Below are 26,025 nucleotides of genomic sequence, written 5' to 3' on the forward strand. Positions count from 1 at the left end.
GATGCCACGGCTGCGTTCGACTGCGTCGGCCCCCCGGCGGGTGGGGTCGTGCCGTCGTCGGTCAGCGGCGCCATGACGGCGTGCCGCCGAGCCAGGGTTCGAGCTCGCGGTCCCAGGGATCGAAGTGGTCTGACAGAGCGTGCCGCAGTGACTCAGGCATCTCCGACGGGCGTGGCCGCGCGTTGTGCCGCTCGAAGACCGGATCGCCGAGGCGGGGCAACCCGAGGAACTCCAGCACCTGGTCGTACACGGGCTCGGGCGAGGTGAAGAACCGGCCGCTGTCGATCACCAGCATCCGGCCCGTGCCGACCAGCGGTTCGAGCCGTGCGAGCTGCTCGGCGTACTGGCCGCGGGTGACGTAGGCGTGGTGCCGGTGGGCGTGGCTGACCAGGTACGGCTGCCGGCACAGCCGCTCCGTCTCCCCGGCGAGCCGGTGGGGTTCCAGCTCGACGGCGGCCTCGAACGACGGCTCGGTCTCGAATCCGCGTGCCACCTCGTGCGCGTGGGCGGAGTACGCGCGCTCGACCGGGTCGCGGACCAGCACGATCAGCTTCACTCCAGGCAGGTCACGCGCGATCCGGGGCCCGGCCAGCGGGTGGAACAGGTAGTAGGGCGAGGACTCGAAGGCCAGGGGGCGGATGCCGTACCTGCGCTCCAGGCGATGAGCGGTGGCCTTCAGCGGGAAGTGCGCGCGATACCACGACAGCCCTTTCCCGTACGCCGCGTCGAAGTAGTGGACACCCTTGCGGAGCACCGGCTTGAGCACGAGCGGATGCTGGGCCAGGGCGCGATACAGCGACGTCGTGCCGCACCGCTGCGCTCCGACGATCAGGAAGGACGGCAGCAGACGCCCGCTGACGGTCAGCCGCCCGGCCGTATGGGAGACGGCGTGGGCGGATCTCTTCATGGTGCGGTTCACAGCAGGACCTCCAGGTGGTCGGCAAGAGGATTGAGCCACTCGGACGCGGGCCCGAGCGGATGGTGGCCGTCCCTCTCATACCGGCCGGCCAAGGCGATCAGGTAGCGGACGGCCGTCTCGCGCGACTCGCCCGCCGACGATCCGAAGGGCGCGAGCGTCCGTACGGCCTGCGCCAGGCACGCCTCGGCGGCGAGGCGGGGAGGCATGCGGCGTAGCGCCCGCTGGAAGAAGTGGTGGAGGGCGTCGAAGCCCAGGGGCACGCCGGTGGCGAACCGCTCCCAGTCCCACACCAGAAGGCGGCCGTCCGGGGAGGGTGCCATGTTCCACGGAGAGAAGTCCCCGTGCCAGGCATACGACCCACCGTGCCCGCTCTGGTCACCGTGCCCACCGTGCCCGCTCTGGTCACCGTGCTGGCCGTGCCCGCCGTGCCCGTGCCCTCTCTGGTCGCGGTGCCCGCTGTGCCCGCCGTGCCCGCTCTGGTCACTGTGCCCGCCGTGCCCGGCGCGTCTGTCGTGGTGGCCGGTCGCGGTGTGGAGAGGTGCGGGCGCCGGGGACGGATCAGCGGTCGACCGCAGGGCCGGTTCCGTGTGGTCGGCCGGTGCCAAGTCGAGTGTGGCGATCTCTTGGACGGCCTGGTGGAGCAGGGATGGGCGGATCCGGCCGCGGCGTACGGGCAGGGGGGAGAGGGCCAGCACCTCCAGCCCGTTCCACACCCCGTCATGCAGAACCGTGGGGACCACGATCGCCTTCAGGGACGTGGCCGCGAGCAGGCGCAGGACCGCGGCCTCGTGCCGGACCAGTTCCCGTGAGCGCTCGGACTCGCCGATCTTGACGAAGGCGAGCAACTCTCCGGAGGAGCCGTGGATCTCCAGGATGGGTTTGCGGTTGGCGCGCCTGGCCGGCCGTACGTGCGCGGTGGCCCTGACCGGCTGCCCGAACACCTCGCCGAGGTGGGCCTCGATCGTGCCGGGCCCCTGGGGCAGGCGCCGCCGTCCCGGCAGCCAGCGGGCGCGGGGAGCCAGCCGGCGAGGCATGAACCTGCTCGGCACCAGGGCGTACGCGGCGCCTGCGGGGCGCTTCGCCGGAGGCTCCGGCGAGGACGGAGGGGGGTAGAGCAATGTGATCACCTCGTCGAGGTAGCGGAGTCGCGCCTGGAAGTCCCTCACGGCCACACCCGCGCCATCGCGCCGGTCACCGCTGTCGTGGCGCGGCCCCTTGAGGTGGCGACGCCGGCCCTTGAGGCGGCTACGCCGGTCCCTGACGTGGCGACGCCGGCCCTTGAGGCGGCCACGCCGGTCCCTGAAGTGGCGACGCCGGCCCTAGAGGTGGTGGTCCCGGTCCCTGAGGGGGCGACCCTGGTGAGCGGAGTGGCGGTGCCCTCCTTCGAGGCGGTGGCGTCCTGGGCATTGCGCCAGAGCAGGGCGAAGGAGATCAGGTAGAGGCTCAGTGCGGTCACCAGGCCGTCGTAGACGAACATGTAGAGCAGCACGAGGATCATGACGAGCGTTCCGGCCTGGCCGATCGGGGTGCGGTCGCGCCAGTGGCGGCGGATCGCGCCCGTGAAGAACGCGACATACAGCAGCGCCCCGGTGAAGCCCTGAGTGATCAGGAGCAGCCATAACTGGCCGTCGCTCCCGAGCGGCGGATGGCCGCACTCCGCGCACCACCCCGTCTTCCCCGTGGTGATCGTCTGGTAGTTGCCGAAAGCGTTGCGGGTGTTGCCGTACCCGATGACCGGCGAGTGGGCGGCCGCCTCCAGCGTGCTCGTGACGGTGAAGGTCCTGATGCGGTTGCTGTGCGGGTTGTCGAGACGCTGGCCGACGATGGCGGTCAGCGGCCCGGCCGCGAACACCAGCGCCACCGCCGCGATCGCCGCGCCGATCATCGGCCCTGTGCGCGGGCGCGCACGCACGAGGACGTACCCAACGGCGACGGCCAGGCCGATCCACAGGCCGCGGTTGAGCGAGTAGACGATCGGGATCGTCGCCACCCCGGCGAGCACCACGCACAGGAGCCGGCGCACCATCCCGCCATAGCTCCACCAGCCGACGACGAACCAGACGAGCAGCACCGAGACGTTGCTCCCCCACGCGTTGGCCCACTCGAAGGGGGCCTCCGGGCGGGGCGAGGCGTGCCCGAGGACGTGCTGCATCTGGGCCGCCGTCGGATGGATCAGGTTCCGTACGAAGGAGTTGCCGCTGATCCACTCCGGCAGGAGCATCTCCACCGGCGAGGTGAACTCGAACGACGGCGCCAGCACGCCGAGCAGTCCTCCGGCCACGGTCGTGACGAACAGCACGCCGAGCATGCGGACCAAGGTGCGCTGCGGCAGCTCCTCGGCGGTCAGGTTGCCCAGGTAGAGCACCATGACCAGCAGGGCGAGGTAGAGGGCGAGCCGCATGACGTAGCCGAGGACGCGGCCGGTGCCGAGCTCGCCGTACGTGCCGGGAGGCGTGTCGGCCAGCATGAGCCCGCTCACGAGATATCCCGCGATCAGCAGCATCCACAGGCCCATGCCCTTGGGGACGGTGATCGGCCGGCGTCGCCAGAGCACGACCGCCATAGGACACGCGACGACGATGATCGAAAGACCGCCGAAGCCGAGGGCCCACCAGAGGGGGTATCCGACGAGGAAGGCGGCGATCGGCCAGGTGGCGGGGGCGGGCAGCCTCACGAGGCCCGTGCCGCGGGGTCGTTCGGATGACGGTGGCCTGGATAGGAGTCGCCTCGGGGCAGCATGGCGGGGGAGGGCAGCAGGATCACCCCGAGCGCCGCCGTGTCCGTACGCCGGAGCTGCCGCACCACCTGGGCGAGCTGCTTGGATCGGGCCGCGTGGCTCTCGACCACCAGCAGGGCCGCGTCGGCGTGCGCCGCCTGGTCGGTGCGAACCCAGATCGGCGCGAGCCCGGTCAGCGCCACGCGCAGGTCGTCGGCGATGGGCTCGGGGTCGGTCTCGGGTGACACGCCGCGGACGAGGAGTTCGCCGCCGTCTCGCAGGTGCCGCGCGACGGCGATGGCCAGCTCGCGCAGCTCGCGGGCGTTCTCGCCCTCGCACAGCACAGGGAGCCCGGTGAGCCGCTCGACGTCGGCGGCGGTCCTGAGCCGCGTGTCGAAACGATCGCGGACCATGGCGGCTCCGGCTCCGGCGAGCAGGCCGAGGAACAGCCCGCTGCCGAGGTAGAGCGGCGGGCTCGGCGCGGAGGGCGAGGTGGGCGGGCGGGCGTCGCTGATGACGGCGCCCGGGGTGACCGCGACGGTCTTGAGGGCGTCGTACTTCAGGGTGAGGTTGTAGATCTGCCTGCTCAGGACGTTCTGCCGCTGGGTGGCGATAGTGCGGGCCGCTGAGCCGGGCGCCATGCGCGGCAGGCCTGCCACGGTGGTCGCCAGTGCGGTGTCGACCTCGCGGAGCTTCCCGGTCAGCGCCTTGAGCTGGGCGCCGAGCACCCGCGTGGCCGTCGCCTGGCGGTTGGCGAGGTAGGCCTTGGCGAACGCCTGGGCGCCGCCGGCGGCGGTGACGGGGTCGCCGGCGGTGTAGGACACGGCCAGCACCGCCGAGTTGGGCGGCACGGTGACCGTCACTTGGTCTCTGAGCGTGTCGGGGTCCTTGACCTTGAGGGTGCGCGCGGCCCGGGAGGCGACCACGGCGGAGCGGGCGATCTGGGCCTCGGTGTCGAGGTTGAGCGGTTCGCGCTGGCGCGGGGTGGTCTGGTTGGTCTGGTCCTGCACGCCCGTCGGAGAGACGAGCACTTCGGCGGTCGCCGTGTAGGACGGCGGGGTCGTGGCGAGCACGATGCCGCCGAAGCAGACGCCGGCGAGCAGGAAGCCGGCGAGCGCGACCCGGCGGCGCAGCAGCATCGAGCCGAACTCGGCGAGCTCCCGCCCGGTGGCGGGGCCGGGGACTGAGGACGCCGGATGGCTCATGGAAACGGCAGGCCTCTCGGTGCGGAGTTGTCATGCATATCTGCCCCTCGTTGTTTCTCGGAGTGGCCCGCGACGAAGGGATACTCCAGGAACAGATCCAAAGAACTATAGGCACAACCCGAGATTCGCCGACCGCATACAGGGGTTTTTCTGGGCGGTGAACCCGTCCACCCGACGGGAAAAGTCGGATATTTCCATACTGGGGAAGTCGCAGGTCGGTGAGGGGTGCCGAGTTTCCGGCGGTCCGGCCACGATTAATGGGAAGGTGAATACCAGCCTTCTGGGGAATCGGCAAAAGGGGGTTTGACCGCCATGCGCAGAGTGACGGGAATATGGGTTTTCGGCGTTGGGGTCGTGGCCGGTTGCGGGCTCATCGTCTACGCCGTGGCGTCGGTGCGGCCGCAGCCGGACATCGTGGCAGGGGACCGCGCGTCCGGCGTCGAGGTGACGGCCCCGAGCGGCGCGCCGGGCTGCGCCGCCACGGCCAAGCTGATCCCGAGCTGCGGCGCGTGGTGGGGTGTGGCGCCCGACGTCTTCGGCGGCCGGCCCCCGTCGCAGGCCATCGCCGCCGCCGAGGACCGCATGGGCCGCAGGGCCGACATCGTCCACGTGTACCACCGGGGCGGAGATCCGTTCCCCACCCCCGAGGAGCGACACCTCGCCAGGAAACGGTTGCTGCTGATCAACTGGAAACCGTCCGTCCGTCACACCTGGGCCGACATCGCCGACGGCGCGATCGACGACCGCATCGACCGTGTCGCCAAGCGCATCAGGCACAGGCTCCAGGGGCGGTTCTTCCTCACCATTCACCACGAGCCGGAGAACGACGTGCGCCCGCGCCAGGGGTCGGGGATGACCGCCGAGGACTATGCCGCGATGTACCGCCACGTGGTGCTGCGCCTGCGCGAGCGCGGGGTGCGGAACGCCGTCACGGTGATGACCTACATGGGCGCGCCCAACTGGGCCACCAAGCCGTGGTTCGAGCGCCTCTACCCCGGAGACGACGTGGTCGACTGGATCGGCCTCGACCCCTACGCCGACCGCCGGGTGAACGACTTCGCCAACCTGGTCGACAAGACCCGCGCGGACCACGCGAGCTGGCCGGGCTTCTACCGCTGGACCCAGACCAGGTTCCCCGGCAAGCCGATCATGGTGGCCGAGTGGGGGGCGTTCGAGCGGCACGACGACCCGGCCTTCAAGGTGGCGTTCTTCAACTCGGTGCGTCGTCAGATCCGCGGATACCCGCAGATCAAGGCCCTGGTCTACTTCGACTCACCGATCGCCCCCCGAGGCGACACGCGTTTCGACACCACCGTCGCCGCCGGGCGCGCCTTCACCGAGCTGGCGCGCGCCCCGTACTTCAGCTCGACTCCGGTGCCCGACCACTGACAGGCCTCACCCGGTGCCGGACCGCTGACCAGGCCTCACCCCGTGCCGGACCGCTGACCAGGCCGGGTCGTCGTCAGCGGATCCAGCCGCCTGAGTTGAGCACGCCCACCACCGATTCGACGGCCCGGTCGACCGTCATGCCGGTCGTGTCCAGGGTGAGGTCGGCGTCCTCGGGCTCCTCGTAAGGGTCGGAGATGCCGGTGAACTCCGGGATGAGCCCGGCCCTGGCCTTGGCGTACAGGCCCTTGCGGTCGCGCCGCTCACACTCCTCGAGGGGCGTGGCCACATGGACCAGGACGAAGTCGGCACCGACCGCCTCGGCCATGTGGCGCACCTCGTCGCGCGTCGCGGCGTACGGGGCGATGGGCGCGCAGATGGCCAGGCCGCCGTGCCTGGCGACCTCGGCGGCGACGAAGCCGATCCTGCGGATGTTCAGGTCGCGGTCCTGCTTGGAGAACGTCAGGCCCGCCGAGAGCAGCCGCCGCGCCACGTCGCCGTCCAGGTAGGTGACGGTACGGGTGCCGCGTTCGAGCAGCGCGTCGCGCAGGCCGCGGGCGATCGTCGACTTGCCGGAGCCGGACAGGCCGGTGAAGAAGACCACCAGGCCACGCCGGTGCGGCGGGCCGGGGAGGGTGACGGGCTCGGGCCCGGCCAGGTGCTCGTCGGCGCCGTAGGCGGTGGCGAGGTGCTCGCGGAGCTCCAGGTCGATCTCCGGCTCGCGGGGCGCGAGGGGGACCACGACGACCTGGGTGCCGGGCGGAAGCCTGTCGCGGGCCTTGAGCGCCGCACGTACGACCGCGGGACCGCCCTCGCCGAAGGCCAGGGGCAGCAGCAGGACGGCCGCGTCCAGCTCGCGGGCCGTGGCGGTGATCTCGTCCAGGTCGTCCAGGGGCCCGCGCATGGTGACGGCGAGTACGGAACGCCCGCCCAGCTCGGCGCGCACCTCCGCCGGGGAACGGCGGAGCCGCGCGAAGGGACCGTGCTCGGGGGCGCCGAGGGATTTCACCGGGCCGGCCACCAGGCCGTCGTCGGTCCGCTCGGTCACGGACAGGACGGCGATCGCCGCGCCTTCCGGATCGCGGAGCGTGAGGTCCTGGCCGGCGGAGACGGGATGGTGGTGCGGGAGGGTCAGCGTGACGGGGTCGGGCCAGCGGGTGCCGTCGGCGAGCCGCCCGGTCTCCTCCACCGCGACGACATCGGCCGAGCCGAGGAAGCCCGTCAGGGGCTCGAAGGCGCCGGAGAGCAGCAACTCCAGGTCGGCGAGCTCGCGGGCGTCCGGCACCCAATCAAGGGTCGGCTCGGTGGTCTCCGTCATCTGTTCCACATTTCCCACTAGGCCAGGATATTTACGGTTTGGTGGTATGCCGTCACGTCATCCCGGCCTACCTCGTCCGCGCGGCACCCTACCTGCCCGCCACCCGCGCCGCCGGTGAGAGGCGCGGACGGGCACAGCGGGTTGGGGAGACAGGCATAGCGGAGGGGGGTCGCCCGCGTCCAAGAGACTGACATCGACCCTCTGGAGGTGATCGTGGACGTTGCCGAGGAGCGACGTTTCCGCGAGTTCGTGTCGGCGCGCTCTCCCGCGCTGATGAGGCTGGGATATCTGCTTACCGGTGGCGACCAGCACGCGGCCGAGGACCTGCTGCAGACGGTTCTGGCCAAGGCCGCCGTCCGATGGTCCCGCATCGACGAACCGGAGGCGTACGTGCGGCGGGCGATGTACCGCCAGCAGGTGAGCTGGTGGCGCCTCGCGTCCTCGCGGCGGGAGACGGTGGTGGCCGAGGCGCCCGACGCGCCCGGCCGCGACGACACGCACACGGCCGATCTGAAGCTGGTGCTGCACCACGCGCTGGCCCGGCTGACCTCGCGGCAGCGTGCCGTGCTCGTGCTGCGGTACTTCGAAGATCTGCCGGAGGCGGAGGTGGCCCAGATCATGGGCTGCTCGGTCGGGACGGTGCGGAGCACGGCTCACCGCTCGCTCGCCCGCCTGCGCACCCTCTCGCCCGAACTCTCCGACCTCCGCTCGCCCCACCACCCCTTTGAGGAGGTCACCTCATGAAGCTGGAAACCCTGCTCAGGGAGACGCTGCGTGATTGGTCCACGGAGGCCGTGGTGCCCCATGACCTCGCCGACCGTGCTCTTCGCGGCCGGTCCCGGTTTCGCCCGAACTTCATCGCGTCGGCCGCGGTGGTGACGGCGGCCGTGGTCGCCGCAAGCGTGCTCGTCCCAAGAGTGCTGCCGACCATCGGACAGGACGACGGGCCCGCCGCCGCGGTGGCCACCGGGTCTCCGAAGTCGTCCTCGGAAGCCACGACGCGACCCGTCGCGGCGCCAACTCCTGTGTCGCCCGACGCGCTGCCGCGGTCACTTGCGATACACGCCGACACGGAGGGCTCCCGGCCGAAGAAACTGATCGCGGCAGGCAGGGTCGTCGTCTCGGCCTACAAGGTCTGGGAACAGGAGAAGATCGGCGACAAGAGCGATCGCCGCCACGACACCTGGTTCCTCTACAACTCCGAGACAGGTACGTACGAGCAGACCGGCTGGGGAGTGCTCGACGTGGCTCCCGGTATGAAGCTCGCGGCCGTGCTGGAGCGCGACCTGCCCGCTCGCCGGATCGGAGTGCTGGACATGGCCACTCGCGAGGTCGTCAAGTGGATCGACCTCGATCACCCCGTGGCCGACGTCGCCTGGTCTCCCGACGGCACCAAGGTGCTCGCCACCTCCTACGAGAAGGATCCCACGATCCGTACCCATCTCTCCGCCGACGGGAACAGCTGGACGCAACCCGACGATGGGCGCACTGGCTTCAACGTCATCGACGTGACGTCGGGCTCGGCTTCGTTCCATCCCGTGCCGAGGGATGCCAAGAGGGGTCCGGCGTGGTCGGGAAACCCATTCAGATGGTTCGACGATGGCACGCTGATCTGGGAGATCAACGGCATGAGGGCCACTGCTAACGATCCGCAGAAGCTGTTCTACGATCTTGAGGGGCGCCGGCACGACGCGCCCGAGGGCCTGCTCGAGACCTACACGGAGGCGGGCACCTCGCCGAACGGGGCGCTGTACGCCGGCCGGCCCGCTCTTCCCGACCGCGGTGGTGAGGCGGTTCGGGTGGATGTGGACAAGCTCACCAGAGAACTGGCGGCTGCCCCGAAGGGCCCGGAGACCGCCGTCACGGACGTCGCCACCGGAAAGGTCGTCGGCCGGCAGCAGATGCTCCAGCTCCGGGCATGGGCGGACGACGAGCACCTGATCGCGCTCCAGTGCGTGGGGAAGTGTGAGGACGAGTTCGACTCCTACCTGGTGCTGGTCACCGTCGACGGAACCAAGAGCGTCCGGCTCTCGGGCGCCATGGAGAACTTCCAGCACCCGGGGAGCTGGTACCCACTTCTCACCCGCAGATGACCCCTAGATCAGCCGGGCGAAGTGGTTCTGCGGCTTGCGGATCACCAGGGTGACCTCGTCGCGGGTCGCGGGCAGGCGGTCGCCGGAGAGCCTTTCGACGACCCGGCACGCGACCCGTACGAGCTTGGCGTGCGGGCCGCGCAGGGCGGGCCCGGAGAACCCCGAGTAGTCCTCGGCGATCATCAGCCCGCGCATCAGGCAGTATGAGTGGATGCCCTCGCGGGACGCCACCTGCTCGTATATCGCCGGCAGGGGCCCCACGGCGCCCTCGGGGGCGAACCTCGGCCACAGGGGCCGGCGCAGCCATCCCGGCAGGAACCGGTCGCAGAACCCGTACGCCGAGGTGCGGTCACGCATTCTGATCAGCAGCAGGCCCCCCGGGCGCAGGGCGTTGACCATGCGGTCGAGCACGAGCTCGGCGTGCCGGACGCGTTCGAGCAGGAAGGCCACGTGCACGACGTCGAAGGTGCGGGGCAGTAGCGGCGCGGCGCGGAGATCGCCGAGGAACCGCCCATCGAGGTCGGTGCGGCGCTGGATCGAGGCCCTCACCACGGGAAGATCCTCGTCGATGCCCGTGATGCGGGTCTCGACGCGATCGATGTCGATGGTGTCACCGCGCCCGCATCCGGCGATCAGGACGTCGAGCCGCCGGCCGAGCTGCTCTGTCCACAGCTCACGGATGCGGTGGCTGAACACGTCGCCTTGGGTAGCCGGCCACCATCGAACCTCTGACATGTGACTCAGCGTAGTCATCATCTGCCCTTCTGTAGTCCATTCACTTTACGAAAGGGCCGTACTTCGCAGCCAGAGGCTCGCTGTCACCGCGCGGTTGGCGCTGCCGCCACCCCGACGGTTTGTGACGAACCCGGTCTGATCGGGCGGACAGGTGGTTCTCGGCATGGCAGGCCCGGGGGGGAAGTAGCCTTGGGGTGACCCCGGTGATCCGACGAACCCGGGGTCGCGCGTGTCGCCGTACACAACCGCGTACGAACGTAGGCGGTATACGGAGCGGTCCGCGGCCGTGTACCGGCGCGCGCGGTAGTGGGTCGCCACGTGGGATGTTCGAAAGCCGGGCAGGCGGTCCGCGAGGCGAACCAGAAGGCGGGCATGACCATGTGGGGGCATTTCTAATGAGTCTTTCCGGACTGCTCGACCTTGTCGTCGCCGAACCACAGCTGGCCGGGGCCCTGGAACGCGCGGGTGAGGACGTCAACCTGGTCGCGCCGCCCGCGCTGCGGCCGTTCGCGGTCGCCGCCCTCGCGCGAAACCGCCCCGTGCTCGCCGTCACGGCGACGGCGCGGGAGGCGGAGGACCTCGCCGCGGCCCTCACCGGCCTCGTCGGCGAGCACTCCGTCGCCGTCTTCCCCGCCTGGGAGACGCTGCCGCACGAGCGCCTCTCACCACGCAGCGACACGGTGGGCCAGCGCCTGGCCGTGCTGCGCAGGCTGGCCCACCCCGTCGCCGGCGACGAGGCCGCGGGCCCGCTGAGCGTCGTCGTGGCCCCGATCCGTGCGGTGCTCCAGCCGCTCGTCACCGGGCTCGGCGACCTGGAGCCGGTACGGCTGCGCTCGGGGGACGACGCCGACCTCGAAGAGGTGGTCGAACGCCTCGTGGGCAACGGCTATCACCGGGTCGACATGGTGGAGAAGCGCGGCGAGGTGGCGGTGCGAGGCGGCCTGCTCGACGTGTTCCCGCCCACCGAGGAGCACCCCCTGCGCCTGGAGTTCTGGGGCGACACCATCGAGGAGATCCGCTGGTTCAAGGTCGCCGACCAGCGCTCGCTCGAAGTGGCCGAGGGCGGCCTGTTCGCCGCCCCGTGCCGGGAGCTTCTTCTCGACGAGCAGGTCAGGCAGCGGGCCGCCGACCTCGCCGAAGAGCATCCGGCGTTGAGGGAGATCCTCGACCAGATGGCCGATGGCATCCCGGTCGAGGGCATGGAGGCGTTCGCGCCCGTGCTCGTCGACGGCATGGACCTGCTGCTCGACCATCTTCCGGCCCGCGCGTCGGTGTTCGTCTGCGATCCCGAGCGGATCCGCACCCGCGCGATCGAGTTGGTGCACACGAGCCAGGAGTTCCTCGAAGCATCGTGGATCAACGCGGCGGCCGGAGGCGAGGCCCCGATCGATCTCGGGGCCGCGGCCTTCCGCAGCCTCCCGGAGATCCGCCACCAGGCCCGCGAGCTCGGCCAGTCGTGGTGGACCATCGCGCCGTTCGCCACCACCGACCGGGCCGATGAGGCCGACCGGACCGGCGGCCCGGGCGGCATCCAGGACGGCGACGTGTACGGCGAGAGCGAGATCGTCGAGCTCACGGCCCGCGAGGCGGAGTCGTACCGCGGGGACACCCAGCGCGCCCTCGGCGACATCAAGGGGTGGCTCGGCGACGGGCGCGCGGTCGTGCTGCTCAGCGAGGGCCACGGCCCCGCAGAGCGCATCGTCGAGCTGCTCAAAGGCGTCGACGTCGCCGCCCGGCTCGTGCCCGCCCTCGACGCCGCTCCCGTCAAGGACGTCGTGCACGTCACCACCGGCCGTGTGGAGCACGGCTTCGTCAGCGACACCGTGGCCGTTCTCACCCATCTCGACCTGGTCGGGCAGAAGGCCTCCACCAAGGACATGCGCCGGCTGCCGTCCCGCCGAAGGAACATGGTCGACCCGCTGCAGCTCAAGGTCGGCGACTACGTCGTCCACGGCCAGCACGGCGTCGGGCGGTATGTCGAGATGGTCCAGCGGTCGGTCCAGGGCGCCACGCGCGAGTACCTCGTGATCGAGTACGCCAAGGGCGACCGGCTGTACGTGCCGACCGACCAGCTCGACGAGGTCACGCGGTACGTCGGCGGCGAGTCGCCCACGCTCAACCGCATGGGCGGCGCCGACTGGGCCAAGGCCAAATCGCGGGCCAAGAAGGCCGTCAAGGAGATCGCGGGCGAGCTGATCCGTCTCTACAGCGCCCGTATGGCCTCGCCCGGCCACCCCTTCTCCTCCGACACCCCGTGGCAGCGGGAGATGGAGGACGCCTTCCCCTACGCCGAGACCGGTGACCAGCTCGAGGCCATCGACGAGGTCAAGCGCGACATGGAGCGCCCGGTCCCGATGGACCGCCTGATCTGCGGCGACGTCGGCTACGGCAAGACGGAGATCGCCGTGCGCGCGGCGTTCAAGGCCGTCCAGGACGGCAAGCAGGTCGCGGTGCTCGTCCCGACCACGCTGCTCGTCCAGCAGCACCTGTCGACCTTCGGCGAGCGGTTCGCGAGCTTCCCCGTGGTGGTCAAGCCGGTCTCGCGGTTCCAGAACGACGGCGAGGTCAAGGCGACCCTCGAAGGACTCAAGGACGGCACCGTCGACATCGTGATCGGCACGCACCGGCTGCTCAACCCGGACATCCGGTTCAAGCAGCTCGGCCTGATCATCGTCGACGAGGAGCAGCGCTTCGGCGTCGAGCACAAAGAGGCCATGAAGCACATGCGGACGCAGGTGGACGTGCTCGCCATGTCCGCGACGCCGATCCCGCGCACGCTGGAGATGGGCCTCACCGGCATCCGCGAGATGTCGACCATCCTGACCCCGCCGGAGGAACGGCACCCCATCCTCACCTTCGTCGGCCCCTACGACGAGAAGCAGATCGCCGCGGCGGTACGTCGCGAGCTGATGCGCGACGGCCAGGTGTTCTTCGTGCACAACCGGGTGTCCTCGATCAACAAGGTGGCCGCCCGCCTGCGCGAGCTGATCCCCGAGGCCCGCGTGGCGGTGGCGCACGGGCAGATGAACGAGCAGCAGCTAGAGAAGATCATGGTCGGCTTCTGGGAGCGCGAGTTCGACGTGCTGGTCAGCACGACCATCGTCGAGTCGGGCCTGGACATCCCCAACGCCAACACCCTGATCGTCGACCGCGCGGACAACTACGGCCTGTCGCAGCTGCACCAGCTCCGCGGCCGGGTCGGCCGGGGCCGCGAGCGCGGCTACGCCTACTTCCTGTACCCCCCGGAGGCGCCGCTCACCGAGACGGCCCACGAGCGCCTGGCGACCATCGCCCAGCACACCGAGATGGGCGCGGGCATGTACGTCGCCATGAAGGACCTGGAGATCCGCGGCGCGGGCAACATCCTCGGCGCGGAGCAGTCGGGGCACATCGCGGGCGTCGGCTTCGACCTGTACGTCCGGATGATGGCCGAGGCCGTGCAGGAGCAGAAGGCCAAGCTCGCAGGCGAGGAGCTCGTCGAGCAGCGTGCGGACGTGAAGGTCGAGCTGCCCATCAACGCGCACATCCCGCACGACTACGTGACCTCCGAGCGGCTGCGCCTGGAGGCGTACAAGCGTCTCGCCGCCGTGGGCAGCGGCGCCGACATCGTCGCCGTCCGCGAGGAGCTGGTCGACCGGTACGGACGGCCGCCGCAGGAGGTGGACAACCTGCTGGAGGTCGCCCGCTTCCGCGTGCACGCGCGCAAGGCGGGGTTGACCGACGTCGCCCTGCAGGGACAGCACGTCAGGATCGCCCCGGTGTCGCTCCGGGAGTCGCAGCAGGTGCGCCTCGACCGGCTGTATCCCAAGGCGCTCTACAAGGTGGCCGCGCAGACGCTGCTCGTGCCGGTCCCCAAGACCAAGCCCATGGGAGGGCAGCCGCTGCGCGACCTTGAGCTGCTGAAGTGGTGCACCGACCTGGTCGAGGCGATGTTCCTCGAACCCGCCAGAGCGGCAGGAGCTCGATGACCGATCTCGCGTGCGGTTTGAGTAGAGTAGCCCGCGTCTGTTGAAGGGACCGCTAGTGAAGTCGAATCGTGTGCGCGTGCTGCCGGTCGTGGCGGCCGCCGTGCTCGCCGGAGCCGCGCTGACCGCCTGCTCCTCGCCGGTGGAGATCGGCACGGCGGCCACCGTGGGCGGCGAGCGCATCAGCTCCGGCCGGCTGGACTCCGAGGTCAGGGAGTACCAGTCGGCGCTGAAGCAAGCCAAGATCACAGAGGCGCAGCTCCAGATACCGTCGGTTCCCCGGGCCGTGCTGCTCCAGCTGATCTCCATCCGCCAGTTCGAGCAGTTCGCCAAGCGCAACGGTGTCACGGTCACCCAGCGCGAGGTCGCCGACTTCCTCGCGGAGCAGGGCGGCATCGAGAAGATCGGCCCGGCGGCGCTCACCAAGGGCGTGCCCCCGTCGGAGACCATCCCGTGGGTGCGCACCGCGCTGCTCTACCAGAAGTCGCTGCAGCGCTTCGGCGCCAACCTGGCCGACCAGCAGTCCGTCCAGGCCGCCCAGGTGAAGCTGTTCGGGCAGATGGAGACCATCCCGGTCAAGGTCTCGCATCGCTACGGCACCTGGGACCCGCAGCAGGGCCTGATCGAGGAGGCCCGGTTCGGCAAGCCCGCTGAAGCGGCCGACACCGCGAGCCAGCCGGATCCCGCCGCCGGCCAGTGAGATGACCCTCGTCGTCGTCACGACCTCGCCGAGGGTCGCCCCCGGCCTGCTGAGCGGGCGGGCATGGGCGGTCCTCGGGTCCGGCCGGGTGCTGACCGGTTCCGGAGACCACCCCCTCCTGCCCTATCTCGCGGACGAGGGGATCCCGGTCGAGGTGGTGACCCCCGACCCGGTCGCCGTGGCGCGCGAGAGCCTCGAAGGCACGGTGGTCTGGCTCGCCGCGCAGGACGGCGACGAGCCGTTCATGCGCGCCGTGGGCCGTGCCGCGCTCGACATGGAGGACGCGCCGGTCATCGAGCTGGTCCCCGGCTCGTACGACCTGCCGGGCGCTCGCCTCATCGACCTCGTCACCGTCATGGACCGGCTGCGCCGCGACTGCCCGTGGGACGCCAAGCAGACCCACGAATCCCTCGTGCCCTACCTCCTCGAGGAGTCGTACGAGGTCCTTGAGACCATCGAGGACGGCGACTACGCCGCCCTGCGCGAGGAGCTGGGCGACCTGCTCCTGCAGGTGATGTTCCATTCCCGCCTGGCCCAGGAGCGCTCGCCGGACGACGGCGGCTTCGACGTGGACGACGTCGCGGGAGGCATCGTCGACAAGCTGGTCCGGCGCCATCCCCACGTGTTCTCCGACACGGTGGTGAGCGGCGCCGACGAGGTCAACGACAACTGGGACGCCATCAAGGCGGCCGAACGGGCGGCGAAGGGCTGGGAGTCGCTGCTCGACGGCGTCCCGATGGGCCAGCCGGCGCTCTCCCTCGCCCAGGGGCTGCAGAGCCGCGCCGAGCGCGCGGGTGTCCCCGACTCCCTCGCCCGCGCCGTCGGCCAGGGCATCGGGCGCGAGCTCTTCGACCTCGTACGGCGTGCCCGCGCGGCCGGCCTCGACCCCGAGGCCGAGCTCCGCGCCGCCGCCCGCACCTATCGCGACCGCGTCCGCGCCTGGGAACAGTCGACGCAGCCGCCGCAGTAGCTTGAGCCGCGGCAGTGGCCGAAGCTGCGCGGCAGTGGCCGGACGGGGCGACGGGCGTCCGCGGGCCGGGGCGGCACGCGGGCGCAGGTGTGTCGGCGGGGAGCGGTAGCCGTACTGGCCGGTAGAGCCCGATAAGCTCATGAGGCAAACCGTCCGCAACCACACCGCGCACGACGGCGCGGTGATGGTTCCGGGGGTTCGTCCCCGGGCTGACAGATCTAGGAGCGCTTCGTGGCTGCCATCGAGGCCGTTACCGCCCGAGAGATCCTCGACTCCCGGGGCAACCCGACGGTCGAGGTAGAGATCCTCCTCGACGACTACAGCACCGGCCGCGCGGCGGTCCCGAGCGGTGCCTCCACCGGCCAGTTCGAGGCCGTGGAGCTTCGTGACGGCGACGAGCGCTATGGGGGCAAGGGCGTCCAGAAGGCCGTTCTCAACGTCACGGACGAGATCGCCGACGAGATCATCGGCTTCGACGCCGAGGAGCAGCGCCTCGTCGACCAGACCATGATCGACCTGGACGGCACGCCCAACAAGGGCCGGCTCGGCGCGAACGCCATCCTCGGCGTGTCCCTGGCCCTCGCCAAGGCCGCGGCCGACAGCGCCGACCTGCCGCTGTTCCGCTACGTCGGCGGGCCCAACGCCCACGTGCTGCCCGTCCCGATGATGAACATCCTCAACGGGGGCGCGCACGCCGACAGCAATGTCGACATCCAGGAGTTCATGATCGCGCCGATCGGCGCCGAGACGTTCTCCGACGCCCTCCGCATCGGCACCGAGACCTACCACGCGCTCAAGGGTGTGCTCAAGGAGAAGGGCTACTCCACCGGCCTCGGCGACGAGGGCGGGTTCGCGCCCAACCTGCCGAGCAACCGCGACGCGCTCGACCTGATCCTGGTGGCGATCGAGAAGGCCGGCTACGTGCCCGGCGACGACATCGCGCTCGCGCTCGACGTGGCCGCGAGCGAGTTCCACTCCGGTGGCGTCTACACCCTCGACGGCAAGGGCCACGGCTCCGACGAGCTGATCGCCTTCTACGAGGACCTGGTCCGCTCCTACCCGCTGGTCTCGATCGAGGACCCGCTCGACGAGGAGGACTGGGAGGGCTGGAAGGCGATCAACGCCGCCCTCGGCGCCAAGGTCCAGCTTGTGGGCGACGACCTGTTCGTCACCAACCCCGAGCGTCTCGAGCGGGGCATCCGCGAGGGCTCCGCCAACGCCCTGCTGGTCAAGGTCAACCAGATCGGCACGCTGTCGGAGACCCTCGACGCCGTCGACATGGCCCACCGCAACGGCTACCGCTGCATGATGAGCCACCGTTCCGGTGAGACCGAGGACACCACGATCGCCGACCTGGCCGTGGCCACCAACTGCGGCCAGATCAAGACCGGCGCTCCGGCGCGGTCCGACCGCGTCGCGAAGTACAACCAGCTTCTCCGCATCGAGGAGTTGCTCGACGATGTCGCCCGCTACGCGGGTCGCGCAGCTTTTCCGCGTTTCCGGGGCTAGCTTTCTCCGTACGGCTTGCCCGGTTTGCGGGCAAGCCGTACGAACCTGGGAGGATCATGAGGAAACGACCGCAACTGACGGGACGGGCCGCCATCCTCGCGGTCGTCGTGTGCGCGATCGCCATGAGCCTTGCCTATCCTGTGCGGGAGTACGTCGCACAGCGGCGCCAGATCGCCCAACTGGAGAGGCAGCAGGCTCAGGCGCTCAAGGACCTTCAGAAGCTCGGAGAGCGCAGCAAGCGGCTCGACGATCCCGCCTACATCCGGCAGCAGGCCAGGGCCCGGCTGCACTACTGCGGGGTCGGCGAGAAGTGCTATGTCGTACTCGACACTTCCAAGAAGGCGAAGCAGCCCAAGGCCGGATCACCGCCCCAGGCCAAGGCGCCCTGGTACCAAACGCTGTGGGAATCGATCGAGGCGGCCGACCGAGGCACCGGCCAACGCCTCGAAGCAGGCCGCACCCCTGCTCCGTAGCGTTCACGACGGCTGGGCTGGCGAGGACGTGGGCCCCCGGCCGGGTGGACGTGGCGCACGGTCGGGTGAGGGCTTGTTGGTCTGACCCGGTTGGGCGAGGTTCGGTGGGTTCTGACCCGGTTGGGTGAGGCTTGCGGGGTCTGAGCCTGGTTGGGTGAGGGCTTGTTGGGTCTGTGCACGGTTGGGTGAGGTTCGGTGGGGCCTCGGCCCATGGTTGGGTGTGAGCTTCACGGGGCCGGGCACCGGCTTCGTACGTACGGTTTCAGGGGAGTGACGATGGTGGATCCGGCCGATGTGGCTGCGGTGGAACGGCAGCTTGGCCGGCCACCCCGGGGCCTGCGGGCGGTGGCTCACCGGTGCCCGTGCGGGCTGCCGGATGTCGTGGAGACGGCTCCGCGGCTGGCCGACGGCTCGCCGTTCCCGACCCTGTTCTACCTGACGTGCCCCAAGGCCGCCTCCGCCATCGGCACGCTGGAGTCGTCGGGGCTGATGCGGCGCATGCAGGCCCGGCTCGCGGAGGACCCGGTTCTGGCGGAGGCGTACGCCCGGGCACACGCTGATTACGTCGAGCGGCGCGACAAGGTCGCCTCCGACGACGGGCTCGAGCCGCTTCCCCGCGACATGCAGAGCGCAGGCGGCATGCCGAACCGGGTGAAGTGCCTGCACGCGCTGGTAGGCCACGAGCTCGCCGTACCAGGAAGCAACCCCCTCGGCCGCGAGGCCCTCGACGCCCTTCCCGACTGGTGGTGCGACGGCCCCTGCGTGACCCCCACCGACGACACCGAGGGTTCGACCGCGCCGACGGGTTCCCTCGGCGCCGAGGCTGCCGGCGGCTCAGCAGGACGTCCCGGCGGCTCAGGAGGACGTCCCGATGACTCCGAGGAGGGCGTATGACCCGGGTGGCGGCCATTGATTGTGGGACGAACTCGGTCCGTCTCCTCATCGCCGATATTTCCGGCGCCGAGCTGTCCGATGTCGAGCGGCTCATGGAGATCGTCCGGTTGGGCGAGGGCGTCGACAAGACGGGGCGACTCGCGCCCGAGGCACTGGAGCGCACCTTCACCGCGATGCGCGGCTACGCCAAGCTGATCAAGGATCATGCCGCTGCACGGGTGCGGGTTGTGGCCACCAGCGCCACTCGGGACGCCGCCAACCGCGAGGACTTCGTGAACGGCGTCCGGGAGATCTTCGGTGTCGAGCCCGAGGTGATCACCGGCTCGGAGGAAGCGCACCTGTCGTTCCTAGGAGCCACGGCCGGGCTCACGGGCGTTCCCGCTCCGGTCCTCGTGGTCGACATCGGCGGTGGGTCGACCGAGTTCGTGCTCGGCTCCGCCGACGTGGAGAGCTCGATCTCCGTCGATATCGGCTGCGTGCGCCTGACGGAGCGGCACCTGTCGTCTGGCGCGACCCCCGAGTCCGTCGCTGCGGCCTCGGGCGCGACCCCCGAGTCCGTCGCTGCGGCCTCGGGCGCGACCCCCGAGTCCGTCGCTGCGGCCTCGGGCGCGACCTTTGAGTCCGTCGCTGCGGCTGTCGCGGACATCGAGGCCGCCCTTGATCGGGTGGCCGCGGAGGTCCCGGTGTCGCGGGCGCGCGCCCTGATCGGCCTGGCGGGCTCGGTGACGACGGTCGCGGGCATCGCTCTCGACTTGCCCGCCTACGACCCGGAGCGGATCCACGGCTCCAGGATCCCGGCCGAGCAGGTTCACCAGGTGTCCCAGCGGCTGCTCGCCATGACCCACGACGAGCGGGCGGCCATCCCGGTCATGCACCCCGGCCGGGTGGACGTGATCGGCGCGGGATCACTCATCCTCGACCGCATCGTCAACCGGTTCGGCTTCCAAGAGGTGATCGTCAGCGAGCACGACATCCTCGACGGCATCGCCCGCAGCCTCGAACCCTGAACCCCGATCCCGGGACAGAGACCCGACGGCGTCGGCTCTCCATCCCGGGTGCCGATCCGCTCGGGTACGCCCCGGGCTGCTCGACTCGGGTATGGCGCCCCGGGCTGCTTAGCCTGGGATAGGCCCCGGGCTGATCTGTCCCGGTACACCCCGGGCTGTTCCGGTTGGGGTGGTTTTGGGCTGGGTGGGGGTCAAGTGGGTGCCCCGGTCAAGTGGGTGCCGGGAGGGTCTTTTGATCGTCTCGGAACTGCTCGCCGTTGTTGCTTCCCGGTGTCGCACGGCATCGTGGTTCGAAACCGTCCACAGAGGTTGCGGGCTTCTCGGTGACGGATGACCCCAGGGTGTCTCTTGCACTGCCTCGGAGCTGGCACGATCGACGGTATGAGTTTCGTTCCCCCTGGTAGCGGATGGCCGGAAGATCCGGCCGAGCCGGACACTCCGGTGGCGCACACCCCTGAGGACGTCCGTGAACTCGCGAAGTCGAGTCGCACGCTCCCAGAGCTGACCGCGAGGCAGTCGGTGTGCCGGGCGTGCCCGCGTCTTGTGGAGTGGCGCGAGGAGGTCGCGAAGGTCAAGCGCCGGGCCTTCATCGATGAGACGTACTGGGGCAGACCCATCGCGGGGTGGGGTGAGGAGAAGCCACGCGTCCTGATCGTCGGGCTGGCTCCTGCGGCACACGGGGGCAACCGCACCGGTCGCGTCTTCACCGGGGACCGCAGCGGCGACTGGCTGTACGCGTCGCTGCACCGCACAGGGTTCGCGGCCCTCCCGACCAGCACACATGCGGGCGACGGCCAGCGGTTGATCGGCGCGCGCATGGTGGCCGCGGTACGGTGCGCTCCTCCGGCCAACAAGCCGTCGATCGACGAGCGGGCCACGTGCTTCCCCTGGCTGGTCAGGGAGTTGGAGCTGATCGCCGACCCGGTGCGTGTGATCGTCGCCCTGGGCGGGTACGCGTGGCAGGCCATCTGGCCGGCGCTGAAGGAGGCGGGCTACACCCTGCCCCGCAGCAGGCCGCCGTTCGGCCACGGCGCCGAGGTGGAGATCGCGTACGGCGTCGCGCCGATCCATCTGCTGGGCTGCTACCACCCGAGCCAGCAGAACACGTTCACCGGTAGGGTCACCGCGGAGATGCTCGACACGATCTTCACCCGCGCCACCGAACTGGCCGGCTGACCGACAGATCCTCCGAGCGGTGGCGCCATCGCTTCACACCACGATGAGGACCGCGATGCCGGTGAACGCCCCGGGCGGCCGGGACTCAAGCCCGAACCGCCGCAGCGGGCCGGCGATAAGAGGGCGCCAGGTCGGCCAGGGGCGCCGCTCGGCCACCCCTGTCATCACCTCGCCGGCGTCGACGCGGGCGAGGCCGCCCTCAGCCTCCACCTCCCCGCTGCTGGCCATGACACAGAGGCGTGAAGTAGGTCACTTGAGGAAAGAAATGGAGATTTTTCAGGGAGAAAGCGTGGATCTGTAGCCTAAGCAGGAAATTTTGGCCTAGTTCGCCGATAAAGGATTGGCGTCGTCGCGGCTTGTGACGTAGCCTTGTGAATGGTTTCACAAGCGACCATGCCACGAAGGGGCACTCAGGTGGACCAGAAGGCCAAGCACATCCTCATCGTCGGCGGAGGGTACGTCGGCCTCTATACAGGGCTCCGGCTCCAGCGCACCCTGCGTCGGGAGCTGAAGTCGGGACGCGTCCGGATCACGGTCATCGACCCACAGTCCTACATGACCTACCAGCCCTTCCTCCCGGAGGCCGCGGCGGGGAACCTGTCGCCGCGTCACGTCGTGACCCCGCTGCGCCGGGTGCTCTCCCGGGTGCGGATCCTCAACGGCAAGGTCACCAAGGTCCACCATTCCAACAGGTCCGTCACGTTCCAGCCCGGTTCGGGCCCGAGCGAGGAGATCGAGTACGACGTCATCGTCATGGCGGCCGGCTCCATCTCGCGCACGCTGCCCATCCCCGGGCTCGCGGACGCCGCGATCGGCTTCAAGACGGTCGGCGAGGCCATCGCGCTCCGCAACCGCGTCCTCGCCCTGTTCGATCGGGCGGACTCCACCGACGACGAGCAGGTGCGCCGGCGGGCGCTCAACTTCGTCGTCGTCGGCGCCGGCTTCGCGGGCGTCGAGGCCCTGGCCGAGCTTGAGGACATGGCCAGGGACGCGGTGAAGTACTACGACACCCTGAGCGAGGACGACCTGCGCTGGGTGCTCGTCGAGGCCAGCGACCGCATCCTGCCCGAGGTCGGCCCCGAGATGGGCAAGTGGACCCTCGAGGAACTCCGCAAGCGGGGCATCGAGGTGAAGATGCGGACCCTGCTGAAGTCCTGCGAGGGCGGCCATGTGGTGCTCTCGGACGGCGACTCCTTCGAGTCCGCCACGATCGTGTGGACCGCCGGGGTGAAGGCCAGCCCGGTCGTGAACGCCGGGGACCTGCCGCTCGACGAACGCGGGCGGATCAAGGCCACCTCCAAGCTGACGGTCGCCGGGCTCAAGGGCGCGTTCGCGGCCGGTGACGTGGCGGGCGTGCCCGACGTGACCAACCCCGGCGAGTACTGCGCGCCCAACGCGCAGCACGCCGTGCGCCAGGCCAAGGTCCTCGCCGACAACATCGTCCGGTACCTCCAGGGCCGTCCCCTGCAGGAATACCGGCACAAGTACGTCGGGTCGGTCGCGGGGCTCGGCCTCCACAAGGGCGTGGCGAACGTCTACGGCGTCAAGCTTCACGGATTGCCTGCGTGGTTCATGCACCGCACTTACCATCTGTCCCGGGTGCCTACGTTGAACCGCAAGGTCCGCGTAGTGGCCGACTGGACACTCGCCCTCTTCTTCAAGCGGGAGACCGTCTCACTCGGTGAGATCGAGTCCCCTCGCGACGAGTTCAGGGCCGCCGCGGCCACAGGCTGACAGCTTCGGGGTACGGCTCGCGCCGCAACAGCTTCGGCGCGGGCCGTACTGTTCTCTGAAGGCATAACAAGGATGCGTGGTGAAATTGGACTACTTGAGCGGTCTGTTGTTCATTGCCCGAGTCACGGGGGCGCGCGACGTATACCGTTATCTTGCGCAGTACGGAAGGAAGAGCGGAGACGTGGGCTCTGACCCGTTACGCAAGTGTGGTCCGTTACGTATGATTACGGCGCCCCCGTAGCCCAATGGCAGAGGCAAACCCCTTAAAAGGGTTCCAGTGTGGGTTCGAGTCCCACCGGGGGCACGCCTGCCGGCTATATGAAACGACCCGCTGACAGTAACGCGGAGGCCCCGCTATACCCTTGTCGGTTTGCCTCAGCCCTTGGCTGTTTACCGCGACGGCGGCAATAGGGTCAAGCGCTGGATGACTTCGGTGACCCGGCCGAATCGTTACCATTCTGTGCCGCATTGCCGTCATCGTTCAATCACCATGCGTTTTCCCCGCTGGTCGCGGCCTTCGTGATCGTCCCTGCCGGTCAGCAGCGACGCCGTGGCCTGGTCCGCGGGAAGGAAGGCGTCCAGTTTCAGCTCCGCGATCGTGACGTCCACGGCGGTGGCGAAGGTGGTGATCGTGGTCATGAGCCGCATCTCACCCCGCTCCGACCGGAGGCGCAGCGGCACCGCGAATCCGAGGTGGTCGGCCGTCACCAGCGGTCGCGGGACGTACCGCACAAGCTCGGCGTGCAGGCCGGCCAGCCGCTCGTCGGGATTGCGCAGGTTTTCCTGGTGCAGCCTTTCGAGGATGTGCCCGGCCCATTCGGAGAAGTTGACGATGCGAGGCGCCATGCCTTCGGGGTGCAGGGCCGGCCGGTAGGCGTTCGCCGGCGGCGCCGGCAACTCGGGCGCGACGCCCTCGACGAGCACGCCGAACGCGGCGTTGGTGGCCACCAGGTGACCGTGCCGGTCGACGACGATCGCGGGATAGGGCAGGTGTCCGGCGAGGCTCCAGGTTGCGCAGCATGGATGACGACATTCGCCTGCTGCCGAACGGACAGACCCCCGCCGGCTGGTCGACTTCGCGGTACGGGCCGAGGCGCTCGGCTACGCGTCGGTGGGGGTCGACGACTCCCCGCTCCAGCCTCGTATCGAGGCGCTGACGATGCCGGCCACCGTCACCTCGGTGACCGGGCGGGCGACGATCGGCACGGCCGCGCTGATCCCGGTGCTCCGCCGGTGCACGCCCTCGAGGCGCTCGCGTCCCGTCCGAGGCGCTCGCGTCCCGTCCGAGGCGCTCGCGTCCCGTCCGAGGTGCCGTGGGAGCGGGGTTTCGCCCGGCTCGACGACACCGTCGCGTGAACGCCGAACGGGTCTGACCGAGGATTAGGCCGAAGCCTCCGCCTATCGCCCCGGCGCGAATCATTTGAATACCGTTCTAACCCGACAATCATGTTAATTAGCAACACCGATGGAAAAATCAGTCTAAGAGTAGGGTTATAGACGGCACAGAACCCCCGGCCGCGCCTGATAAGCCGAGAACTCCGGAAAGTCCCTCGCCGACGGCCTCTCCGGTTCCCATGTGCCCGCGTGAACCGAACCAGGCCCACCCACGTACCCGCGTGAACCGAGCCAGGCCCACCCACGTGCCTGCGTATACGCACCAGGCCCGCCAGAAGCCCTTCCCGCACGATGCCGCCCATGCGTACGAGACCCTCGGCCACCGGGGCAGGGCGGGAACCGGTCAGAGGAGTGATCGAATCGCGATCCAGGGGCCGGAACTCGGGCGCGGGACCGTTCGTTGTACCCGTTGCCGCTGGAAGTCGGTGTGCCGGCGTCTTGCGGTGGAACACGGCAGGGGCCATCCTGACCGCCATAAGAGATGTAAAAGCTATGTGCTACAGGCGGCACTCCCTGTGAGGCTCGACCGAACAGGCTGATCGCAGGTCGCAGTGGAGGCAGTGATGCAGAGCAGGAACCCGGTCCTGAACAAACTGGGACGGCAGGACAATCGCCAGGCGTGGGGCGGCCCCACGGCGAGCCCTCAGCACTTGCAAGATATGTACAACGCTCCGTCGTACGCTCCGCCCACCGCGGCGCGGCCGATGACGATCGACGACGTGGTGGTCCGCGGCTTCATCACGCTCGGCACCCTCGTGGTGTCCGCCGCGCTCGCCTGGTACCTCAACGTGGGCTGGGCCGTCGCGGCCCCGGCGGTGATCGTGGGCCTGGTGCTCGGGCTCATCGTCTCGTTCAAGCAGAGCACCAACCCCGCGCTGATCCTCGGCTACTCCGTCGCGTACGGCATCGCCATCGGCGTGATCAGCAGGATGTACAACGACCTGTACAGCGGCGTCGTCTTCTCGGCCGTCCTCGGCACCATGGTCGCGTTCGGCGGCGTGCTGGCGGTGTACGCACTCAAGATCTTCCGGCCGACGCCGAAGTTCACCAAGTTCGTCGTGGCGGCCGGCTTCGCCGCCGTCGGGCTGATGCTCCTCAACTGGCTCGTCGGCATGTTCACGGCCGGCGGCCTCGGCCTGCGCTCCGACAGCCCCATCGGCTGGATCTTCAGCGTGGCGATGATCCTGCTCGGGTGCTTCTTCCTGCTGCTCGACTTCGACTCGATCGAGCAGGGTGTGCGCGCGGGCGTCCCCGAGAAGTACTCCTGGCTGATGGCCTTCGGGCTCACGGTCAGCCTCGTATGGATCTACCTGGAGATCCTCCGCTTCGTCAGCATCTTCTTCCGCAACGACTAGCTCCTGTTCCCAAGGACGCCCCGCCGGGTTCCGGCGGGGCGTTTCTGTATGGCATGGCCGCCTCACCGTTGGGTAAGCCCACATACAGCGACTAATGATCTACCTCGTGTAAGAGAAGGCTGGCCATTGGGGTCTTGCCATCGCGGGGCTGGTGATGCAGTGTCAAGCAAAAGAGGCTTCACTCATGGAGGTGCCCATGTCGTTGAACCACTCACCGGAGACGCAGAACAAGCTGATTGCCAGGGTTCCGGACATCACCGGACGCGCACTCCCAGAGTGGTTCCAAGCCCTCAACAACGGCCCGGCTTTCCTACGCTGCGACGAGCGGGCCAACTGGCTCGCCGACGAGCACGGGCTGACCCACGGCTACGCCGCGGCGATCGTGATCGAGCACGAGCGGCAGCGCCGTTCCCGCATGGGCTTCATGTAAGCCCCTGCACGACCCCAGTGCGCCCATGCCATCTGATGGTGTGGG

Annotated in this window: 22 protein-coding genes, 1 tRNA gene and 1 pseudogene; 15 read left to right on the top strand and 9 right to left on the bottom strand. The window is 69.7% G+C overall.

Annotated features, from left to right (window positions below; translation table 11 throughout):
- Positions 1-61 precede the first annotated feature (61 nt).
- Genes ABD810_RS34085 through ABD810_RS34100 form a run of 4 tightly spaced genes read right to left on the bottom strand, consistent with a single transcriptional unit; the run spans position 62 to position 4,840 of the window.
- Entirely contained in the window at positions 62-907 is an 846-nt protein-coding gene (locus ABD810_RS34085) for a sulfotransferase domain-containing protein (protein ID WP_344950466.1), read from the bottom strand.
- Positions 908-915: 8 nt separating this feature from the next.
- Positions 916-2,085: a hypothetical protein gene (locus tag ABD810_RS34090; protein WP_344950469.1), complete on the bottom strand. Its 1,170-nt coding sequence runs from the start codon at positions 2,083-2,085 to the stop codon at positions 916-918.
- Entirely contained in the window at positions 2,082-3,593 is a 1,512-nt protein-coding gene (locus ABD810_RS34095; RefSeq protein ID WP_344950472.1) for an O-antigen ligase family protein, read from the bottom strand. Before ABD810_RS34095 ends, ABD810_RS34090 begins: the two co-directional genes overlap by 4 nt.
- The gene (locus tag ABD810_RS34100; protein ID WP_344950474.1) at positions 3,590-4,840 is read right to left on the bottom strand and encodes a Wzz/FepE/Etk N-terminal domain-containing protein; all 1,251 of its coding nucleotides are present in this window, start codon (positions 4,838-4,840) and stop codon (positions 3,590-3,592) included. Before ABD810_RS34100 ends, ABD810_RS34095 begins: the two co-directional genes overlap by 4 nt.
- A 312-nt stretch (positions 4,841-5,152) precedes the next feature.
- Between ABD810_RS34100 and ABD810_RS34105 the strand changes: the two genes are divergently transcribed.
- Positions 5,153-6,229 carry a glycoside hydrolase family 26 protein gene (locus ABD810_RS34105; protein WP_344950477.1) on the top strand — a complete coding sequence of 359 codons (1,077 nt, stop codon included), beginning with the start codon at positions 5,153-5,155 and terminating at the stop codon, positions 6,227-6,229.
- A 73-nt stretch (positions 6,230-6,302) separates the two neighbouring features.
- Here the strand turns inward: ABD810_RS34105 and cysC are convergent, their stop codons facing one another.
- Positions 6,303-7,544: an adenylyl-sulfate kinase gene (gene cysC / locus ABD810_RS34110; protein ID WP_344950480.1), complete on the bottom strand. Its 1,242-nt coding sequence runs from the start codon at positions 7,542-7,544 to the stop codon at positions 6,303-6,305.
- A gap of 213 nt (positions 7,545-7,757) precedes the next feature.
- Here cysC and ABD810_RS34115 point away from each other — a divergent pair, with 213 nt between their 5' ends.
- Both ABD810_RS34115 and ABD810_RS34120 read left to right on the top strand, forming a co-directional pair.
- Entirely contained in the window at positions 7,758-8,288 is a 531-nt protein-coding gene (locus ABD810_RS34115; RefSeq protein WP_344950483.1) for a SigE family RNA polymerase sigma factor, read from the top strand.
- Positions 8,285-9,637, top strand: coding sequence for a hypothetical protein (locus tag ABD810_RS34120; protein ID WP_344950486.1), 1,353 nt, complete (start codon positions 8,285-8,287; stop codon positions 9,635-9,637). The genes ABD810_RS34115 and ABD810_RS34120 overlap by 4 nt, the downstream gene beginning before the upstream one ends.
- A gap of 3 nt (positions 9,638-9,640) precedes the next feature.
- Here the strand turns inward: ABD810_RS34120 and ABD810_RS34125 are convergent, their stop codons facing one another.
- Entirely contained in the window at positions 9,641-10,372 is a 732-nt protein-coding gene (locus tag ABD810_RS34125) for a class I SAM-dependent methyltransferase (RefSeq protein WP_344950489.1), read from the bottom strand.
- Positions 10,373-10,767: 395 nt separating this feature from the next.
- Here ABD810_RS34125 and mfd point away from each other — a divergent pair, with 395 nt between their 5' ends.
- From mfd to ABD810_RS34165, 8 genes are all read left to right on the top strand, one after another.
- Positions 10,768-14,340 (top strand): transcription-repair coupling factor, encoded by a 3,573-nt coding sequence (gene mfd, locus ABD810_RS34130; protein WP_344950492.1) that lies wholly within the window; start codon positions 10,768-10,770, stop codon positions 14,338-14,340.
- A 55-nt stretch (positions 14,341-14,395) separates the two neighbouring features.
- On the top strand, positions 14,396-15,037 hold the full coding sequence (locus ABD810_RS34135) for a SurA N-terminal domain-containing protein (RefSeq protein WP_344950495.1): 642 nt from the start codon (positions 14,396-14,398) through the stop codon (positions 15,035-15,037).
- Between the two features lies 1 nt (position 15,038).
- Positions 15,039-16,007 carry a nucleoside triphosphate pyrophosphohydrolase gene (locus ABD810_RS34140; protein ID WP_344950498.1) on the top strand — a complete coding sequence of 323 codons (969 nt, stop codon included), beginning with the start codon at positions 15,039-15,041 and terminating at the stop codon, positions 16,005-16,007.
- A 231-nt stretch (positions 16,008-16,238) separates the two neighbouring features.
- Positions 16,239-17,516: a phosphopyruvate hydratase gene (gene eno, locus ABD810_RS34145; RefSeq protein WP_344950501.1), complete on the top strand. Its 1,278-nt coding sequence runs from the start codon at positions 16,239-16,241 to the stop codon at positions 17,514-17,516.
- Positions 17,517-17,572: 56 nt separating this feature from the next.
- Positions 17,573-17,989 carry an FtsB family cell division protein gene (locus tag ABD810_RS34150; protein ID WP_344950504.1) on the top strand — a complete coding sequence of 139 codons (417 nt, stop codon included), beginning with the start codon at positions 17,573-17,575 and terminating at the stop codon, positions 17,987-17,989.
- Positions 17,990-18,265: 276 nt separating this feature from the next.
- Complete coding sequence (locus tag ABD810_RS34155; protein ID WP_344950507.1) at positions 18,266-18,883, top strand: DUF501 domain-containing protein; 618 nt, start codon at positions 18,266-18,268, stop codon at positions 18,881-18,883.
- Complete coding sequence (locus tag ABD810_RS34160; protein WP_344950510.1) at positions 18,880-19,890, top strand: Ppx/GppA phosphatase family protein; 1,011 nt, start codon at positions 18,880-18,882, stop codon at positions 19,888-19,890. Before ABD810_RS34155 ends, ABD810_RS34160 begins: the two co-directional genes overlap by 4 nt.
- Before the next feature lie 381 nt (positions 19,891-20,271).
- The gene (locus ABD810_RS34165; protein WP_344950513.1) at positions 20,272-21,066 is read left to right on the top strand and encodes a uracil-DNA glycosylase; all 795 of its coding nucleotides are present in this window, start codon (positions 20,272-20,274) and stop codon (positions 21,064-21,066) included.
- Between the two features lie 33 nt (positions 21,067-21,099).
- Here ABD810_RS34165 and ABD810_RS34170 read toward each other — a convergent pair whose 3' ends face one another.
- A complete protein-coding gene (locus ABD810_RS34170) occupies positions 21,100-21,276 on the bottom strand; it encodes a hypothetical protein (protein ID WP_344950516.1) in 177 nt (58 codons plus the stop codon).
- A 165-nt stretch (positions 21,277-21,441) separates the two neighbouring features.
- Between ABD810_RS34170 and ABD810_RS34175 the strand changes: the two genes are divergently transcribed.
- Positions 21,442-22,800, top strand: a complete 1,359-nt coding sequence (locus ABD810_RS34175) for an NAD(P)/FAD-dependent oxidoreductase (RefSeq protein ID WP_344950519.1) — start codon at positions 21,442-21,444, stop codon at positions 22,798-22,800.
- Between the two features lie 231 nt (positions 22,801-23,031).
- A tRNA-Leu gene (locus tag ABD810_RS34180) sits at positions 23,032-23,104 on the top strand.
- 170 nt (positions 23,105-23,274) lie between these two features.
- Here the strand turns inward: ABD810_RS34180 and ABD810_RS34185 are convergent.
- Together ABD810_RS34185 and ABD810_RS34190 are read right to left on the bottom strand one after the other, a co-directional pair.
- Positions 23,275-23,793, bottom strand: a pseudogene (locus tag ABD810_RS34185) (MmyB family transcriptional regulator); the annotation flags it as partial.
- A 108-nt stretch (positions 23,794-23,901) separates the two neighbouring features.
- Entirely contained in the window at positions 23,902-24,039 is a 138-nt protein-coding gene (locus ABD810_RS34190) for a hypothetical protein (protein WP_344950521.1), read from the bottom strand.
- Between the two features lie 719 nt (positions 24,040-24,758).
- Here ABD810_RS34190 and ABD810_RS34195 point away from each other — a divergent pair.
- Together ABD810_RS34195 and ABD810_RS34200 are read left to right on the top strand one after the other, a co-directional pair.
- Positions 24,759-25,550, top strand: a complete 792-nt coding sequence (locus ABD810_RS34195; protein ID WP_344950523.1) for a Bax inhibitor-1/YccA family protein — start codon at positions 24,759-24,761, stop codon at positions 25,548-25,550.
- Between the two features lie 196 nt (positions 25,551-25,746).
- Positions 25,747-25,980, top strand: a complete 234-nt coding sequence (locus tag ABD810_RS34200; RefSeq protein ID WP_344950526.1) for a DUF4287 domain-containing protein — start codon at positions 25,747-25,749, stop codon at positions 25,978-25,980.
- The last annotated feature ends 45 nt before the right edge of the window (positions 25,981-26,025 follow it).

It is taken from the genome of Sphaerisporangium flaviroseum (assembly GCF_039537005.1).
GTDB classification, from domain to species: Bacteria; Actinomycetota; Actinomycetes; order Streptosporangiales; family Streptosporangiaceae; genus Sphaerisporangium; species Sphaerisporangium flaviroseum.